A 16,388-nucleotide genomic window follows, 5' to 3' on the forward strand; every position below is an offset into this window, starting at 1 on the left:
AAAGTTAATCTCAATCATGCATAGAATATCAACGGAATGATTACTTTTAATTACATATGTTATTGATTGTTATAGTTTTAACTTGTTTGTGTGGTAGGTGATGTCTGTAAAAAGCTAAAATTTCTTAATAAAAACATAAGGAAACCTTAATGAGTGGTGGGAGCGAACTGATCTAATTTTGCACCTAATCAAAAAGGATATCATGAATGTATTTAAAATCCCTGTCTCAGTAACTTATTTAACGGGTAGGGTATTACTTATTGGTGCAATATCAGCTTCACCGATGTTCCTCGCTCAGAAAAAAGACAGCTTAAAAGAAAAATCCATCGACGAGATTGTTGTTGTAGGATACGGAACACAGAAAAAAAGTAAAGTTTCCGGCGCTGTTTCGGAGGCTTCACTGGATAAGCTTACTTCCAGGTCTCTGTCTGGGGTAGGAGAAGTTCTTCAGGGTAAAGCTCCCGGAGTAACTGTAGTGAACGAAGGTGGAGATCCTAACGGAGCACCTAAGGTAAATATTCGTGGTCTGGGAGGAATCAATGGAGAAACTCCTCTTTATGTGGTAGATGGAGTGGTTTTTAACGGAACACCGTCTATTAATCCCAACGATATACAGGATATTTCTGTACTTAAAGATGCTTCTGCAGCGATTTATGGGGCAAGGTCTTCCGGAGGGGTTATCCTTATTACCACTAAAAGAGGGAAAAAAGGAAATCTTACGGTAGATTTTGATGTTAAATACGGAGTGAATCAGGCATGGAGACTGAAAGAATCTCTGAATGCGGCTGAATTCCAGGATGTGATGTACAAGGCCTATGAAAATGCCGGAAAACTGGGCAGCTTACCAATAGCTTTTAACCCTAACCAATATCCTGACGGAAGAATTACCAGAACAGACTGGATGAAAGAAATTTTCAGGACAGGAACTATTCAGGAATACAATATCAACCTAAGCGGAGGAAGTGAAAAATCCAGATATTTTGTGGGAATGAACCACAGAAGTCTGGAAGGGATCCTACTGAATACTCAGGCAAAACGATACAATTTCAGAGTCAACTCTGAACATAAAGTAAAAGACTGGTTGACGATTGGAGAAAATATGTATTATAATTACTCTGACGGAAATACAGCCGATACAAAAAGTGGATATACGGGAGCTTTAGTAGCCGCCATGTATTATCCGCCAAATGTTCCGGTATATACTCCCAACGGTGCTTTTTCAGGATTGCCGATTGATGTGGCAGGAGGTTACGGAGATATGATCAACCCGGTTGCTTATCTTAAAAGGATCAGCATTAGAAATCCTACTCATGAGATTTTAATTAATCCTTATGCTGAAATTACTTTAGCAAAAGATTTGAAATTCCGTTCCAACTTCTCACAGACGTTTAAGCTGGGGGATGTAAAAAACTTTACGTACAGGGTTTTGGAAGTAGGAAAAATTTTCGATACCAATAATCTAGAATACCAGTCTAACAATTCATCTACAGCACTTGCAGAGCAGTTGTTAACCTATAAAATTTCTGCCGGGCAGCATAATTTTGATTTTCTTGGAGGGTTTACTTTCCAGAAAACAATTGATGATGGTTTTGTAGCAAAATCTTACGATTTCAGAAGTGAAGCTGAGGTTTTCCAACACCTTCAGAATGCTGCGGATACCAATAAAGATGTTTCCAGTTACAGATTCAAACAATCTTTGGTTTCTTATCTGGCGAGAGTAAATTACGACTATGCAGGAAAGTATATTGTAAGTTTATTGGGAAGACGAGACGGTTCTTCACTGGTAGCAAAACAAAACAGATTTGCAAACTATTATGCGGTTTCCGGTGCGTGGGTAGTTTCGAAAGAAAACTTTATGCAGGAAATTTCATGGCTTTCAAGTCTAAAACTGAGAGGAAGTTATGGTATTCTGGGTAACCTTGGAGGAATTTCACCACAAGCTGTGAATCCATTGATGACGAGAGATAATAATGTTATTTTCGGTCAGGATCCTTCTCAGAATATTGCGTATTATGCCACTACACGTCCCAATCCGGATCTGAAATGGGGTAAATCTGAGCAAACCAACTTTGGGGTGGATGCTTCATTCTTTCACAACAGCCTTTCTTTACAGTTCGATTACTTCATAAAGAATTCCAAAGATCAGATATTCAACGTAAGCTTACCAAGTACGGCAACTTATAATAATCAGTATGTAAATGCAGGATTGTTCCAGGATAAAGGGTATGAATTAGGGATCAATTATAACAAGGTAGTTTCAGGTGATTTTACGTTCTCTGTCGGAGCGACAATGAGTCAACTAAAAAATACGGTAAAGCAGTTAGCTAATGTAGATGAGATATTTATCAACGACAATGGAGTAAGGGGAGTACTGAAACCAACCCGTATAAAAGTAGGTGATCCTCTATATTCTTTCTATGGCTATAAGACCGGAGGAATTTTCCAGACTCAGGAAGAAATCAACAATTATAAAGATGCGAATGGAAACCTTATCCAGCCGAATGCTAAACCGGGAGATATCAAATTCCTGAAAAAAGAAGGAAATACAGGAGTGCTTAATAATAATGACTTTGTCAATCTTGGAAGCCCCTATCCTAAATTCTCTTACGGATTCTCTTACAATATGACGTGGAAAAACTTTGATCTGAACCTATTCTTCCAGGGAGTATACGGAAATAAAATATTCAACGGAATGAAGTTTATTTCTTTGAACCCAGGTGGAACAGGACAAAACTATAATATGGACCGAGATATCCTGAATGCATGGACGCCTCAGAACACGAATACTGATATTCCAAGGCTGGTACACGGAGATCCAAGCGGTAATTACTCCAAAGTATCGGATTTCTATGTAGAAGACGGATCATATTTAAGACTGAAGAACCTTACTATCGGATATTCATTACCGAAAGAGCTTTACAGCAAGCTGGATGTAAACAAAGTGAGAGTGTATATGACGACCAACAACTTGTTTACGATAACGAAATATACAGGATTTGATCCTGAAGTAGGAATGAATTCTTATGGTGTAGATACCGGAAGATATCCTCAGGCACGTTCATTCATCTTTGGGGTGGAGATCGGTTTATAATTTTTTAACCAACAAAAAGTAAAAAAATGAAATTATTCAATAAAATATTTTTAATCTCAGGAATATCCGTAATGCTTTTATCGTGTACAGGAGAGCTGGATGTTCAGCCGGAAGGTACCCCTACCGAAGCCAGTTTCTGGAAGACAGAGAATGATCTGATTACCGGGGCAAACGCCATGTATAAGCCTTTATTCGACGGAGAATTTTATGGAAGAGGTCTTTTCTGGTTTATCAATGCCAGTGATGATATGGTGACCGGAAGAGCGAAAAGTGAAGCGGATAATGCAAAAAATTTCAGCAGCAATTACATCGCTGCAGGAGATCTTGAAACCCAGTGGAACAAAAGATACAACGTAATCGGAGTTGCCAACCGTGTGATCCGTAATATTGATAATATCCAGACTTCACAGGCTATCAAAAACAAATATCTTGGAGAAGCTTTGTTCATGAGCAGCAGAATGTATTTTGAACTTGCCTATTCTTACGGGAATGAAAAAGCAGGGATTCCTATTATCGACCGTTCAAAAGATCCTGACCCAAACCCGATTCCGAGAGCGGCAAACGTGATGGAAAATTATACTTACATCGTAAACGACCTGAAAAGAGCCGCAGAATTATTACCTACTCAGGCAGAGCTTCCTGCAAAAGATTATGGAAGGCCTCATAAAGCTGCTGCATGGGCGCTTTTGGCAAAAGTATATCTGTTTATGAAAGACTGGAAGAATGCAGAATTTTGGGCTAATGAAGTAATGACGAAAGGAAACAGAAGTCTTCTGAACAATTTTTCCGATGTCTTCAAGGCTGAAAACAGCTACAGCTCAGAATATATCTGGTCTATCCCTGGAACGCCTAAGTTTACCGCATGGGGAAGTATTCTTCCAGGAGTAATGCTTGAAAATAAAGGATGGGGAGAATATAACGGCTGGGGGTATTTTCAACCAACTAAAGAGCTATTTGACGAATACGAAGCAGGAGACCTTAGAAGAAGTGCTACCATCCTGAAAATAGGTGACAAGTTTACATTTAATGGAAAGGAAAGAACATATGCTTCAAGCAATTCTCTTACCGGATACCAGTTCAATAAATATATGGATGCCTTCAAATATCAATTGAACAGCGGTCACGTGAGTGCTAACGGAGATTATCCATGTACAGACCTTGCCGTTCCGATCATGCGTTATGCTGAGGTAATTCTTATCAAAGCAGAAGCTTTATTGATGCAGGGGAAATCTGCAGATCAGGAGATCAATATGATCAGAGTACGTGCCGGGTTGTCTGCGAAAAACGGATGTACAATAGCAGATCTGAAACATGAAAGACGTTGTGAACTGGCAGGTGAATGGGCAGACAGACACAGAGACCTTGTACGTTGGGGAGATGCACAGGCAGCGTATGCCAAGCCTCTGCACGGTATCAATGGACAGGTAGTCTGGGCAGCAAGAAACTTTAATCCAGCTGTACATAATGTTTGGGCAGTTCCTCAGGCTGAAATCGTAAACAGTCATGGGATCATCAAACAAAATGAAGGCTGGTAAAATTTAACCTTATTATGGGTCACTATATCATTGCAGAGATTTCTGTGATGATATAGTTTTTTCAAAGGGATTATTAAACGTCCATGGCAAATGTAGACATACATCGATATGGATGTTAGGCGTTCCTTTCAATCCATAAATAATAAAGATATACGAATGAAATTATCAAAAATATGGGCTATACTGGCCTTGGCTGTTTTTTCCAAAAATCAGGCACAGAATTATTTACATTACAATGTAGGGAATGCACATTCACATAATGATTATATGCAGGAGATCCCTTTTTGGGAGGCTTATTATGCCAACTTTGGTTCCATCGAGGCAGATGTTTTTCTGGTAAAGGATCAACTTTGGGTAGCTCATACTGACAAAGAACTTTCTGCGGACAGAACATTGGAAAATTTGTATCTTGATCCTATTTCAAAACAGATCAAGCTGAACAAAGGGAATATCTATCCGGATGTCAACAAAAAACTGCAGCTGCTGATTGATATTAAGCAAGATTATAAAACATCACTGGCAGCTTTGGTCAGTACATTAAAGAAATATCCCGAGATTACAGGAAACACAGGAATTAAAATTGTGATTACTGGAGACAGACCTCAGCCGGGAGATTTTAAAAACTATCCGAACTATCTTTACTTTGATGGAGATCTTGATAAAAGCTATTCTGCAGACCAATTGAAAAGAGTTGGTATGTTCAGTGCAGACCTTCCGGGATTGGTAAAATGGAATGGAAAAGGAATTCCTAGAGACGAAGGAACGGCAAGGATTAAAACGGCCGTTGAAAAAGCACATTCCCAGCAAAAGCCTGTTCGTTTTTATGGGGCTCCGGACTTTCCGAATGCATGGGTAAATTTTATGGATTTGGGAGTAGATTATATCAATACTGATCACATTCCGGATCTTAAAAAGTTCACGAATGCTATTCCGAAAAACTTTTATAAAAATACAAAAGAGTACAGCACTTATACACCGACTTATAAATCAGACGGAGTGGAGAAAAAAGTAAAGAATGTTATCCTCCTTATCCCGGACGGAACTTCTTTGCCTCAATATTATGCTGCCTTTACAGCCAATAAAGGGAAGCTGAATGTTTTCAACATGAAATCCACAGGCCTTTCCAAAACCAATTCATCCAATGCTTACATTACAGATTCAGCACCGGGTTCTACAGCATTTGCGACTGGTGTAAAGACCAAAAACACTTTTGTAGGAGTTGATAATATGGGGAAAGCACTGGCACAGATTCCTGATATTATCGCTGAGAAAGGAATGGTTTCGGGATTGATTTCCACAGGAGATGTTACAGATGCTACTCCTGCTGACTTCTACGCACATTCTGATAACAGGAACAGCTCAGAACCTATTCTGAAAGATTTTGCGGCTTCAAAAACGAAAATTCTGATTGGTGGTCCTACAAGTGGATTATCTCAGGAAAATCTGAAGAAATTTAAAGAGGCTAAAGTTGATTTGTATCAGGATCTGAAATCAGTGACTACAATAAACAACCGTACTCTGGTTATTGACCCTTTGGCTTCACAAAGAATCACCAACGGAAGAGGAAATTGGCTTGCTGATGCATTCGATCTTACCTTAAATGATTTAAAGAAGAATGAAAAAGGATTCTTTATGATGATAGAAGCCTCTCAGACTGATGGTGGAGGGCATAGCAACAACATCGAACAGCTGGTTACAGAATTACTGGATTTTGATCATGTCGTTGGTAAGGCGATGAAATTTGCTGACGAGAATAAAGAAACCTTAGTAATCGTTGTAGGAGATCATGAAACAGGAGGCTTAACTCTTTTGGATGGAAGCCTGAAAGACGGCTGGGTATTCGGAAATTTCAGTACCAACGATCATACCTCTATTCCGTCAAGTGTTTTTGCTTACGGACCGAATTCCAAAGAATTCACAGGACTGTTTGAAAATACAGAGATCTTCAATAAAATATTGGAGGCTTACGGAATTAAAAAATAGCTTTTAATTTTAATACTTTTACTTTTACAAAGAGGGTTTGTTTCGTTATGGAAACAGCCTTTTTTTGTGTATTAATTTAAGGCTTCCCAGATTAAGCAGGTGTTTGTGGATAATCTGCGTTATCTGCAAAATCTGCGAGAAATAAAGGCAGAACAAAATTCAAAAAGGCTGCCTCAACAAGAGAGACAGCCTATGGATATATCTAACAAATAATAAATTAGAAATTGGTTTTCACGATGAGCTCAGACAGCTCAGCATTCACAAAGTCAATAGGCATTACTCCATATGATCCGTGAGTATTTGTTTGGAAGAATGTTTTAAGTTTTGGATTAATATTGTTGGATACCGTCGGAATGCTTGGGATCCCGAAGATTCCAGGCTTATATCCGCTGGTGAAGTTCACGAAAAGTTTACCATTGCTATCATTTTTTGCTTCATTAAGCAGGCTGGAAATTCCGTTCCATTTATCATCATTGTTCGTTACCTTATAATAATCCTGAACTTTCAGCTGTACACCGGAATTGTTGATGTCAAATGTCGTATTATCTGCCCAAGGAGAAGCGTTGATTCCCTTAGTTGTTCCTGAAGAAAATCTTCTTAATAACTTGATCTTTCCTCTCACAGCACCTAATGTAGGAATATTGGCTCCAAGATCCCATTTAGAAGAGTTTTTCTGTACATAAGAATCAAATGTCTGTTCAAAACTTCTGGTTGTGTTTGAAGCGTCATATTCTTCCTTTACAGACATAATAATCGTTTCAGACGGATGGCTGTTAAGGAAGGCATAACACGCATTCAATACATCATCAAAATTCAGATTTTGGTAAATCGCTCCGTGATGAATAGTGAAAGCATTGTCAATATGTCTGCAGCGGATATCCAGAAAACGTACTCCTGCATTCAGTTGTTCTGCAATGCTGAGGTCTTGAGTTTTAGCCGTACCTGATACAACAGGGGCATCTACACGTGCTCCGGAATCATGAGTTCCGGGAATGGAAATTTTTGAAATAGAAATATTATCCTGAAGACCAGACATCCAGCTATTCATTGTGATAGGCAGTAATGAAGTCTTATTACTTACTTTTGCTAAGGACATTGAAGAGGTTTCATTAGAATCTCTTTCCATCATGCTGTCGTTTGAACAGGAAAAAAGATAGACGCAGTCACAACCCCAAGAGTGATGGCTGTAAAACGTTTCATGTTTTGTTTGAACATAGTTTTTTTATTTTTTAATGCAGCTTAAAAATAAGAATATATCAAAACATGAGGAGTTAATTTAACTTTAATAGATAATTAAGTTGGTATAAAGTCAGGAAGCTGGAAGATAGATTTTTATTAACGCAAAGTTTATTTTTTGTTCTGGAAATATAGAGTGAGCAAAGATGAAATCAATGAAATTGATTTTTTCTAAACGAATACATAAAATCCAGCTTCATCAACGACATATGTCGGCCTCTTAGCTTACTTTAATATGACGATAGAATTATTTTACTTTGCGTTTAAAAATAAGCAAAAAGTAATATCCAGCATTCAGTTTCAATCTTCCATCCTAAAAAACAAAATCCTCCTTCAGCCCGGGAAGTCTGAAGTTGTGATCTCCGATAAAGAAATCATTCATTTTAATAAGCGGGAATTTATGGGTAAATTCTTTGTGTAAGTTTTCGGGTACTTTAGTTTCATCATCACAGGATGAATATTCTCTGTCAACAATAACCTTTCCTGTAGAGAAATTGATTTCATTGGTAAAACTGAAATCACAGGTGTCTTCAAAATGATCATATGAACCTATCAGATAGAAATCTCCGTTCTGAAATCTGAAGGTATGTTTATATTGCTGGGTATGCCTGGAATTGGTAAAAAACTGCTGTTCAATAGTAAGACAGTTATTTTTTATATTGATTTCAAGAGTATTATCAGAAGGATAAAATCCGAATCCGCTTGAAAAAAGAATGGCAGAATTTTCTTTCCATACTTTTAGACCGCTGTTTTCCTTTTTCAGAATATAAAAAACCCTTTGGTAGTCACTTGTACCTTCCGGGTTTTGCATGTCTGATGCTTTTATATCCGTATTAAATATCAGGATAATTTCATCTTTTCCATCTTTGTCAAGATCACCTTTGGCTTCTGCAATCTGAGTATACCCTTTCGGAACCGAAAAACTTTTCAGATTCTGGGCAGATAAGCTTGAAACAGATAAAACAAACAAAAAGAAAAAGCAATGTTTCATGGTTATTATATAAAATTAAAATGTGGAAATCCGAAATAAAAATCATTTTCAAATTACCACATTCTTATATTCTGAAATTAATGGGTCAGTATATTTTCAAGATCTTTCCAGAACATTGGATAAGACTTTTCTACTACATCTTCATCTTCAATATTAAGTTCTTTAATCAGACTAAACGGAGCAAAACTCATTGCCATTCTGTGATCCTGGTACGTTTTGATCGAAATATCGTCTTCCGGTTCTCCAAAACTGATAGATTTAATGGTTAAATCCGTAATTTCTGTTACAGTACCAAGTTTTTTAAGCTCATTATATAATGCAAGAAGTCTGTCGGTTTCCTTTACTCTTAATGTTCCCAATCCGGAAATCTCAAAAGGAATATTTAAGGCTGCTGCTGTTACACAAAGAGTCTGTGCAATATCAGGGCAGTTATTCATATCCAAAACAATTTTCTCAGGAAAAGAAAAATCTGGCTGAGGTTCCAGAGTGAGTTTATGTTCGTCTTCAGAAAAACTTGTTTTGATTCCAAAGAACTTTTCATAGATATTGGCAATTGCAGAATCTCCCTGCGTTGATTCTTTGTAAAAACTTTTCAGGTGAATCGTTTCTCTTCCTAATGCACAGATAGAGTAGAAGTAAGAAGCCGAACTCCAGTCGCTCTCCACTTCATAATGTACTACTTCAGCATTGTTGTCAGGAGTGAAAGGGTGTACTTTGATTGTATTTCCTTCAAAGCTGTTTTGTATCCCAAACTTAGTAAGAATATCAAGAGTCATTTCAATATAGGACCTTGATGTAACTTCCCCTACAAGATTAATTTCCAGTCCGTTTTCCAGTTTTCCAGCAACAAGAAGCAGAGACGTGATAAACTGGCTTGAAATATTTGCCGGAACATTTACAGACGTTTGAGTAATCTTTTTTCCTATAATTTTTAAAGGGGGAAAACCTTCATTCTCCATATACTCAATTTCTACTCCAAGATCTCTCAAAGCACTTACCAGGTTTTTGATCGGTCTTTCTTTCATTCTCCCAGATCCGGTAAGAATAGTCGTCTTCCCTTCCTGAATAGAATAATAAGAAGTAAGAAAACGCATTGCCGTTCCCGCATGATGAATGTCTACCACTTCCGTATCCTCAGATAATGCCTTTTTCAATAGCTGTGTATCCTGAGAATTGGATAAATTTCCGATTTTTATATTGCTAAACAAACTTTCCAGAATCAATAAACGATTCGAAATACTTTTCGAACCGCTGATCTGTACTGTTTTTCCTCCTAATAATTTTGATTTTTCTAGCTTCATTATGATCTACATTATATTTAAAAATGATGAGTTTACAATTCATTGATAATTCCAACTCATCATTTATAATTATTTAAGTTTTTCGTTATTCTGATGCCGGTCTTTATCCCGGTCAGTCTTTATTTTCATCTTTCTGTCAAAAGCGTCCTGCAGATTTACCCCGGTCTGGTTGGCCAGACATAATGTTACAAAAAGTACATCTGCAAGTTCTTCACCAAGATCTTTATTCTTATCGCTTTCCTTATCGCTTTGTTCACCATATCTTCTGGCAATGATTCTTGCCACTTCACCTACTTCCTCTGTCAGCATCGCCATATTGGTAAGCTCATTAAAATATCTTACCCCAATGGTTTTGATCCATTCATCGACTTGTTTTTGTAACTGGGTAATTTCCATTATTGATAAGCTCCTAGAGTTGGGTTAGTCGTTCTGGATACATTGACAATATCGAAAGGTACGGTTGCTGCAACAGCCGCATTCCCTTTTCCTATAGCTGGTGAAGTAGATTTTACTCTTAAATTCATTTTAGCCATGAAATAATTGACAAACTGAGGATCTGTATTCTTTGTTGTTTGTACTACACCTGGATTATTGTCAAAAGTGAAGCCTGCACCTGTAGCGCTGGTATATTTTATGAGTGAATTTTGAAGTAAGAACTCAAACTGTTGTCCAGGGGTTGCTTCAAAATGAACAGCATCATCTCTGTCAGAATATACAATACTGTTTTTGATGTTAAGCTGTTGTAGAGCTCCCTGCTGTGTTTGCCCTGCATCATTCTTCCATTCATTGGCTGCAAAAATTCCTGCTCTGTCGAAAGAACTCATTGTTTTAGAATAGTTTGCAATGGTAGCATGGGTATAGCTGTGTTTTCCACCCAGGAAAATTCCGATACATGATAAACCACAATTGTTCATCACCAGGTTATTGGCATTCACGGTAGAACCTACTGCGTAAATTCCATATTCAAAGAATGTATGGATGAATGAATTGGTAATAGTAGCATTGGTTTGTCTCATATCAAGCCCTCTCGTTCCTCCGAAAAGTCTTGCATGGTTCATTTTAAGAGTAGAATTTGCTTCCATTTTGATAGAATTCCAGTTTTTAGGAATGGTATCATAATAAGGATCATTTCTGTCTCCACGAAGAATAACCTGATCGGCCATTGTTCCGTTGATATTTAAGACCGCTCCGGAAGAAACTTTCATTCCACTGTTTTTGTGGAAATATACTTTGGTTCCAGCATTTATATCAAGAGTTACACTTGGATTGATGGTAAGGTTTCCGTAGATGATCTTTGCTTTATTGTTATTCCACGTTGTAGAATTGGTAATTACATTCGGGTTCCCGGGAGTCTGAATAAAAAATTCAGCATCCTGAACTACAGAAAATAAAGTCACATGCTGCTGTCCCGTAGGTCCAGTGAAAAGAACTTTGTCTTCAGCAATAGCTTCAGGTCCGGTAGCTGTAGGAGCAATTTCAACAAAAATATAAAGGCTGTCTTTCTTTCTTAGAGGAACATTCTTAAAATCATATCCAGGTTTTCCGTCTACATTGATTCTATATAATGAAGCAGCTCCTTTTTCAAGATTTACTCTTGGGATCATAATATCCTTATCTTCATTATTATATACTTTTACAACATATGTTTCTGAACGTACCTGGTGATATACCGTATCACAGAATACGGTGTCTCTTGAAAACCTCAGCTCCTGTGTAGGGCTGTCAAACGTAATATCATCCTTATTACACGATACTACTATCAGTAACATCCAGAAGGAAAAAGCCAGTAATAATTTGAATTTCATTGAAATTAAAGTTTAAGTAGGTTTCAAATTTAACGAAAATACTTTAAATTTCTTATCAAGAAAAAAAAATGAATTGAGTATTTGGAAATTAGAAAAAATGTTGTATTTTTGCAACCTAAAATTTAGCAGAGAAATATCCATTACTATTTCGGAAGCAAACTTAATTTTTTTAAAAATAGTATTATGAAAAACGGAATCCACCCAGAAAATTATAGACTTGTTGTTTTCAAAGATATGAGTAACGACGAGGTGTTTCTTTGCAAGTCTACTGCGGAAACAAAAGACACTATCGAGTATGAAGGACAGCAGTATCCTCTAATCAAAATGGAGATCTCTTCTAGTTCTCACCCTTTCTACACAGGAAAAGTTAAATTAGTTGACACAGCTGGTAGAGTTGATAAGTTCATGAACAAATACAAAAAATTCGCTAAGTAATTTTTGTATCCTTAAAAATATAGAAGTCTTCCAATCTTTGGAAGACTTTTTTTATGTAAATCAAGGCCCTGCTTGATATTCAATAGGAACGGGCTTTAGCCCGTTTAATAAAATAAAAAATTCTATTCATTGGCTTTAGCCAAAACTTATTCCACATTTCCCAACTTCCCACATCTTTTTGTATTTTTGTTTAGAAAGAATTTAGAATCTGCAGGTTCATTTCATTGAACTTTACCTCAGGCTCTATTCTCCAACCTTTAATCTTTAACTTCTAAAAAATGCAATTAGTATTTTCAGACGCACAATATTGGGAAGACTTTCTTCCACTTACTTTTACCCGCCCGGTTGCTGCAATGCGATGCGGAATCCTGACATTCTCTGAGAGATGGCAGAAAATCCTGGAAAACACAGAAGTGTCTTATTTCACAGAAATGTATCTTCAGGATAAATTTAAAAGTCCGGATGAAAAAGAAAGTCTCTTTTTAGTTCCGAACTTTCTGCCTACGGAAACTGTAATTCAGCAGATTAAAGATCTTAAGCCGGGGGAAGCGTTGGTTTATGAAGACGAATTGATCGCTGCTAAAATCAATATGAAAGATTTTTCTCTGAATCAGATTGAAAAAATGACGGATATTAAGGAAGATCTTATTTTCTTTAAAAGACCGAAAGATTTATTTTCTTATAATCATCACGCTATTGATTTCGATTTTGAATTGCTTACCAAAGGAAAAACTTCACAGGAATTGTCCTCAACAAATGGCTTCTTAGGAGATAAAAAAGATTTGTTTATTGAAGAAGGTGCTGAAATTGAATTTTCCACACTGAATACCAAAACCGGTAAAATCTATATCGGTAAAAATGCCGAAGTGATGGAAGGCTGCCATCTTCGAGGTCCTATTACACTTGGAGAAGATTCTAAGTTTAATCTGGGAGCCAAAATTTATGGAGCAACCACTATTGGACCTCACTGTAAAGTAGGAGGGGAAGTGAATAATATTATCATTTTCGGATATACTAGCAAAGGGCATGAAGGTTTCATCGGAAACTCTGTAATAGGAGAGTGGTGCAACTTCGGTGCTGATACCAATTCTTCCAATCTTAAAAATAATTACAGCCCCGTAAAACTTTGGAACTACAGAATAAAGGCGTTTGAAGATACCGGTTTACAGTTTGCAGGTCTGATTATGGGAGATCATTCCAAAACAGCCATCAATACCCAGTTGAATACTGGAACCGTAATTGGTGTCGCTTCTAATATATTCAAACCAGGCTTTCCACCCAATCTTGTGGAAAACTTTTCATGGGGCGGATTGAAAGATGATGAAAGATTTAAGCTGGATAAAGTGTATGAAGTGGCTGAAAGGGCTATGGCCAGAAGAAAGGTGGCTTTAACGGAAGAAGATAAGGCGATTTTAAAACATATTTTTGATACGTATTAATTCTATAAAAATAAAAACTTCAATTTTTTTGAAGTTTTTTTATTTTTGATGTAATAGATTTGAAACGGCAGTTGTCTTACCTATAAGAAACAAAACTCATGACCCAAGAAACTTTCAAGAATACGGTGTTTATTCTCAAAGACGAGATGTATCGTTTTGCGAAGCGGTTTGTCATGAGCAGTGATGAAGCAGAAGATGTAGTACAGGATCTCATGATAAAGTTTTGGCAGAAGAGGGATGAGCTTGAGCAATTTGGAAATTTTAAGTCCTATGCGCTGAAGTCTGTCCGGAATGAATGCCTGAACCGGCTGAAGCACCACGATGTCAAGATAGGCTTTGCGGATATGCAGCTTCATCGCTCGGAGCTTTATAGTATGGAAGTTGATAACCTTAAGGAACATATTATAGGATTTATCAATCAGCTCCCGGAGAAACAAAAGATGGTCATCCACTTGAAAGATGTAGAAGAATACGATGTTTCCGAAATTTCTGAAATGCTGGAAATGGAGGAAAATGCAGTAAGGGTAAACCTTATGCGTGCAAGACAAAAGTAAAAGAACAAATCTCACAACTGATGAGCTATGAAAAAAGATCAATTACAAGATAAATACGACGAAATCTTCGGGGATATCAAGAAAGAAAAAATGGACTGGAGCTTTGAAGATTTTCTTCAGACTGCAGAAGGTGCGGAACCTGAACAGAATACTGCACCTATTATTCCATTGGAAGATAAGAAAAAGCCCTCTTTTCCTAAATGGTTCTGGATGGCCGCCAGTGTAATGCTGGTTTTCGGAATCGGATTCTTTCTGAATAATAACTCCGGTACAGAAGTACAGGACAAAGGAAAACTGGTGAAAGATGAAATCTTAAAACAGAAGTCCGGATTTATTGAAGAAAACAGTGACCACCAGGAACAGGTTGCCGTGAATCACACAGACTCTATTTCCGGAGTGAAAAAAGATTCTGTTTTTCAGGATAACCAGGTAGCAGAAAAAGATGTAATGGACGAGATCCTGCCAAAAAGAGGAAGACTCAAAAAGGAAATGAGACCTAGATACGTCAGCAATTCCTCAAACAACAAAAATGTAAACGATTCCGCCGCTGCGTACAATGACTCTTATGTGATTGTAAACGGTAAAAGAATCAGTAGTGAAAAAGAAGCCATAGATGTTACCAGATACTCCTTTATCAAATTAGGAAATGAGTTTAAAAAACAGTAGCATCTTCTCAAAAAAATGAAAATCTTGACAGCGAATATTAAAAATCAGACCAATCCCATGAAAAAATATTTTTTATAATAGCCATAATGCTAAGCAGTTTTGCAACTTATTCTGCACAAACTGAGAAATTGGACAAGCTTTTTCAGGATTTTGAAAAAAATGGAAGAGTAACCTCTATCAATATCAAAAAACCAATGTTCAAACTATTGAATACAATAGATGTGAATGATGCCTATATCGGAAAAATAAAACCTATTCTGAACGAGGTGGATGGTCTTAAAATTCTGATTATCCCAAAAATCACCTTTCCGGATCGTTTAAAAGATGAAAATCTAGCCAATATAAAAATGAACGAGGACAAAACGGAGAGAGTAAATAAGGCTTTGAAATCTCTTAACTTCAATGAGTTGATGTCTATGAGCAGTGATGGAACTTCCATGAAGTTTCTGGCTGAAGATGAAAAAGATAACTATCTGGAAAATCTGGTTTTCAATGTTGATTCTAAAGAAGAGAATATTATTTTATTCTCAACGGAAAAATGAAATTGTCGGATGTCAATAAGATCATTAATTCTGGTGAAACAACCACTTCTTCTGTTACAACTTCCGTGAGAAATGACCTTACTTCTGGTAATACATCTTCTTACCTGAACGGAGACAACAGAAATGTAGGTGAATTTTCTAAAATAGATGCCAGTGTAGGTGTAAATGTGACCTTCAAGCAGGAAAATACAAGAAGTGTAAAAGTGATTGCTGATGCAGATAAACTTCAATATGTCATCACTAAGGTAGAAAATGGAGTATTAAAAATCTATGTAGATAATAAAGGAGTTCGGAACCTGAGGTTTAAAAACCTTAATGTTAACGTTTCTGCTCCTAATCTTCAGAGTATAAAAACTTCATCAGGAAGTATTTTTACAGCAGTAAATCCTGTTACGGAAAATAGTATGGAGATTGATGCGGAATCGGGTTCTATTATCAAAGGAACTTTCAATGCCAAACAAGCTGCTGCTATTACTGTGAGTTCAGGCGCTGTTTTGAATACTGAACTTACAACACAGAAGCTGGCTTTAGATATTTCAAGTGGAGCAAGTGTGAGCTTATCTGGGGAAGCGGTTTCCGCAGTGATTGATATCAGCAGTGGAGCATCTTGTAAAGCAGACGACCTTAAGATTGCTACAGCAGTGGCAGAATCTACCTCAGGAGCAAGTCTTTCTCTGTTGGTGACTGATAAGCTAAAAGTAAGCGTTTCTTCAGGAGCTTCCGTAAAACTAAGAGGAAATCCAGAGCTGGATGCCAAAGTAGATAAAGTTTCGGGAGGAAGTCTCAGACAAATCAAATAAAAACTAAACT

14 protein-coding genes are annotated in these 16,388 nt (G+C 37.1%); 9 read left to right on the forward strand and 5 right to left on the reverse strand.

Annotation, left to right across the window (positions count from 1 at the left end; genetic code table 11):
- The first annotated feature begins 202 nt into the window (after window positions 1–202).
- The 3 genes from LF886_RS03455 (at window position 203) to LF886_RS03465 (ending at window position 6,609) form a co-directional block, all read left to right on the forward strand.
- The gene (locus tag LF886_RS03455) at window positions 203–3,091 is read left to right on the forward strand and encodes a SusC/RagA family TonB-linked outer membrane protein (RefSeq protein ID WP_236852735.1); all 2,889 of its coding nucleotides are present in this window, start codon (window positions 203–205) and stop codon (window positions 3,089–3,091) included.
- A gap of 26 nt (window positions 3,092–3,117) precedes the next feature.
- Window positions 3,118–4,626: a RagB/SusD family nutrient uptake outer membrane protein gene (locus LF886_RS03460; RefSeq protein WP_124536659.1), complete on the forward strand. Its 1,509-nt coding sequence runs from the start codon at window positions 3,118–3,120 to the stop codon at window positions 4,624–4,626.
- Between the two features lie 156 nt (window positions 4,627–4,782).
- Entirely contained in the window at window positions 4,783–6,609 is a 1,827-nt protein-coding gene (locus tag LF886_RS03465) for an alkaline phosphatase (RefSeq protein ID WP_236852736.1), read from the forward strand.
- A gap of 217 nt (window positions 6,610–6,826) precedes the next feature.
- Here LF886_RS03465 and LF886_RS03470 read toward each other — a convergent pair whose 3' ends face one another.
- From LF886_RS03470 to LF886_RS03490, 5 genes are all read right to left on the reverse strand, one after another.
- Window positions 6,827–7,738, reverse strand: coding sequence for a phosphatidylinositol-specific phospholipase C (locus LF886_RS03470; protein ID WP_236852737.1), 912 nt, complete (start codon window positions 7,736–7,738; stop codon window positions 6,827–6,829).
- A gap of 420 nt (window positions 7,739–8,158) precedes the next feature.
- On the reverse strand, window positions 8,159–8,836 hold the full coding sequence (locus LF886_RS03475) for a hypothetical protein (RefSeq protein WP_236852738.1): 678 nt from the start codon (window positions 8,834–8,836) through the stop codon (window positions 8,159–8,161).
- Between the two features lie 77 nt (window positions 8,837–8,913).
- Window positions 8,914–10,137 carry a 3-phosphoshikimate 1-carboxyvinyltransferase gene (locus LF886_RS03480; RefSeq protein WP_236852739.1) on the reverse strand — a complete coding sequence of 408 codons (1,224 nt, stop codon included), beginning with the start codon at window positions 10,135–10,137 and terminating at the stop codon, window positions 8,914–8,916.
- A 69-nt stretch (window positions 10,138–10,206) separates the two neighbouring features.
- Window positions 10,207–10,533, reverse strand: coding sequence for a nucleotide pyrophosphohydrolase (locus LF886_RS03485; RefSeq protein ID WP_236852740.1), 327 nt, complete (start codon window positions 10,531–10,533; stop codon window positions 10,207–10,209).
- Window positions 10,533–11,942: a hypothetical protein gene (locus LF886_RS03490; protein WP_236852741.1), complete on the reverse strand. Its 1,410-nt coding sequence runs from the start codon at window positions 11,940–11,942 to the stop codon at window positions 10,533–10,535. The genes LF886_RS03485 and LF886_RS03490 overlap by 1 nt, the downstream gene beginning before the upstream one ends.
- Before the next feature lie 183 nt (window positions 11,943–12,125).
- On the opposite strand from LF886_RS03490, the gene LF886_RS03495 reads away from it, so the two are divergent.
- The 6 genes from LF886_RS03495 to LF886_RS03520 all read left to right on the forward strand — a co-directional run bounded on the left by LF886_RS03495 (window position 12,126) and on the right by LF886_RS03520 (window position 16,378).
- Window positions 12,126–12,377 carry a type B 50S ribosomal protein L31 gene (locus LF886_RS03495; protein ID WP_103231275.1) on the forward strand — a complete coding sequence of 84 codons (252 nt, stop codon included), beginning with the start codon at window positions 12,126–12,128 and terminating at the stop codon, window positions 12,375–12,377.
- A 278-nt stretch (window positions 12,378–12,655) separates the two neighbouring features.
- Window positions 12,656–13,816, forward strand: a complete 1,161-nt coding sequence (locus LF886_RS03500) for a GlmU family protein (protein WP_236852742.1) — start codon at window positions 12,656–12,658, stop codon at window positions 13,814–13,816.
- A gap of 98 nt (window positions 13,817–13,914) precedes the next feature.
- Complete coding sequence (locus LF886_RS03505; protein ID WP_236852743.1) at window positions 13,915–14,370, forward strand: RNA polymerase sigma factor; 456 nt, start codon at window positions 13,915–13,917, stop codon at window positions 14,368–14,370.
- 27 nt (window positions 14,371–14,397) lie between these two features.
- Complete coding sequence (locus LF886_RS03510; RefSeq protein WP_236852744.1) at window positions 14,398–15,036, forward strand: hypothetical protein; 639 nt, start codon at window positions 14,398–14,400, stop codon at window positions 15,034–15,036.
- A gap of 86 nt (window positions 15,037–15,122) precedes the next feature.
- Window positions 15,123–15,578, forward strand: coding sequence for a DUF4252 domain-containing protein (locus LF886_RS03515; protein WP_236852745.1), 456 nt, complete (start codon window positions 15,123–15,125; stop codon window positions 15,576–15,578).
- A complete protein-coding gene (locus LF886_RS03520; RefSeq protein WP_236852746.1) occupies window positions 15,575–16,378 on the forward strand; it encodes a GIN domain-containing protein in 804 nt (267 codons plus the stop codon). The genes LF886_RS03515 and LF886_RS03520 overlap by 4 nt, the downstream gene beginning before the upstream one ends.
- Window positions 16,379–16,388: the final 10 nt, after the last annotated feature.

Source organism: Chryseobacterium sp. MEBOG07, assembly GCF_021869745.1.
GTDB classification, from domain to species: domain Bacteria; phylum Bacteroidota; class Bacteroidia; order Flavobacteriales; family Weeksellaceae; genus Chryseobacterium; species Chryseobacterium viscerum.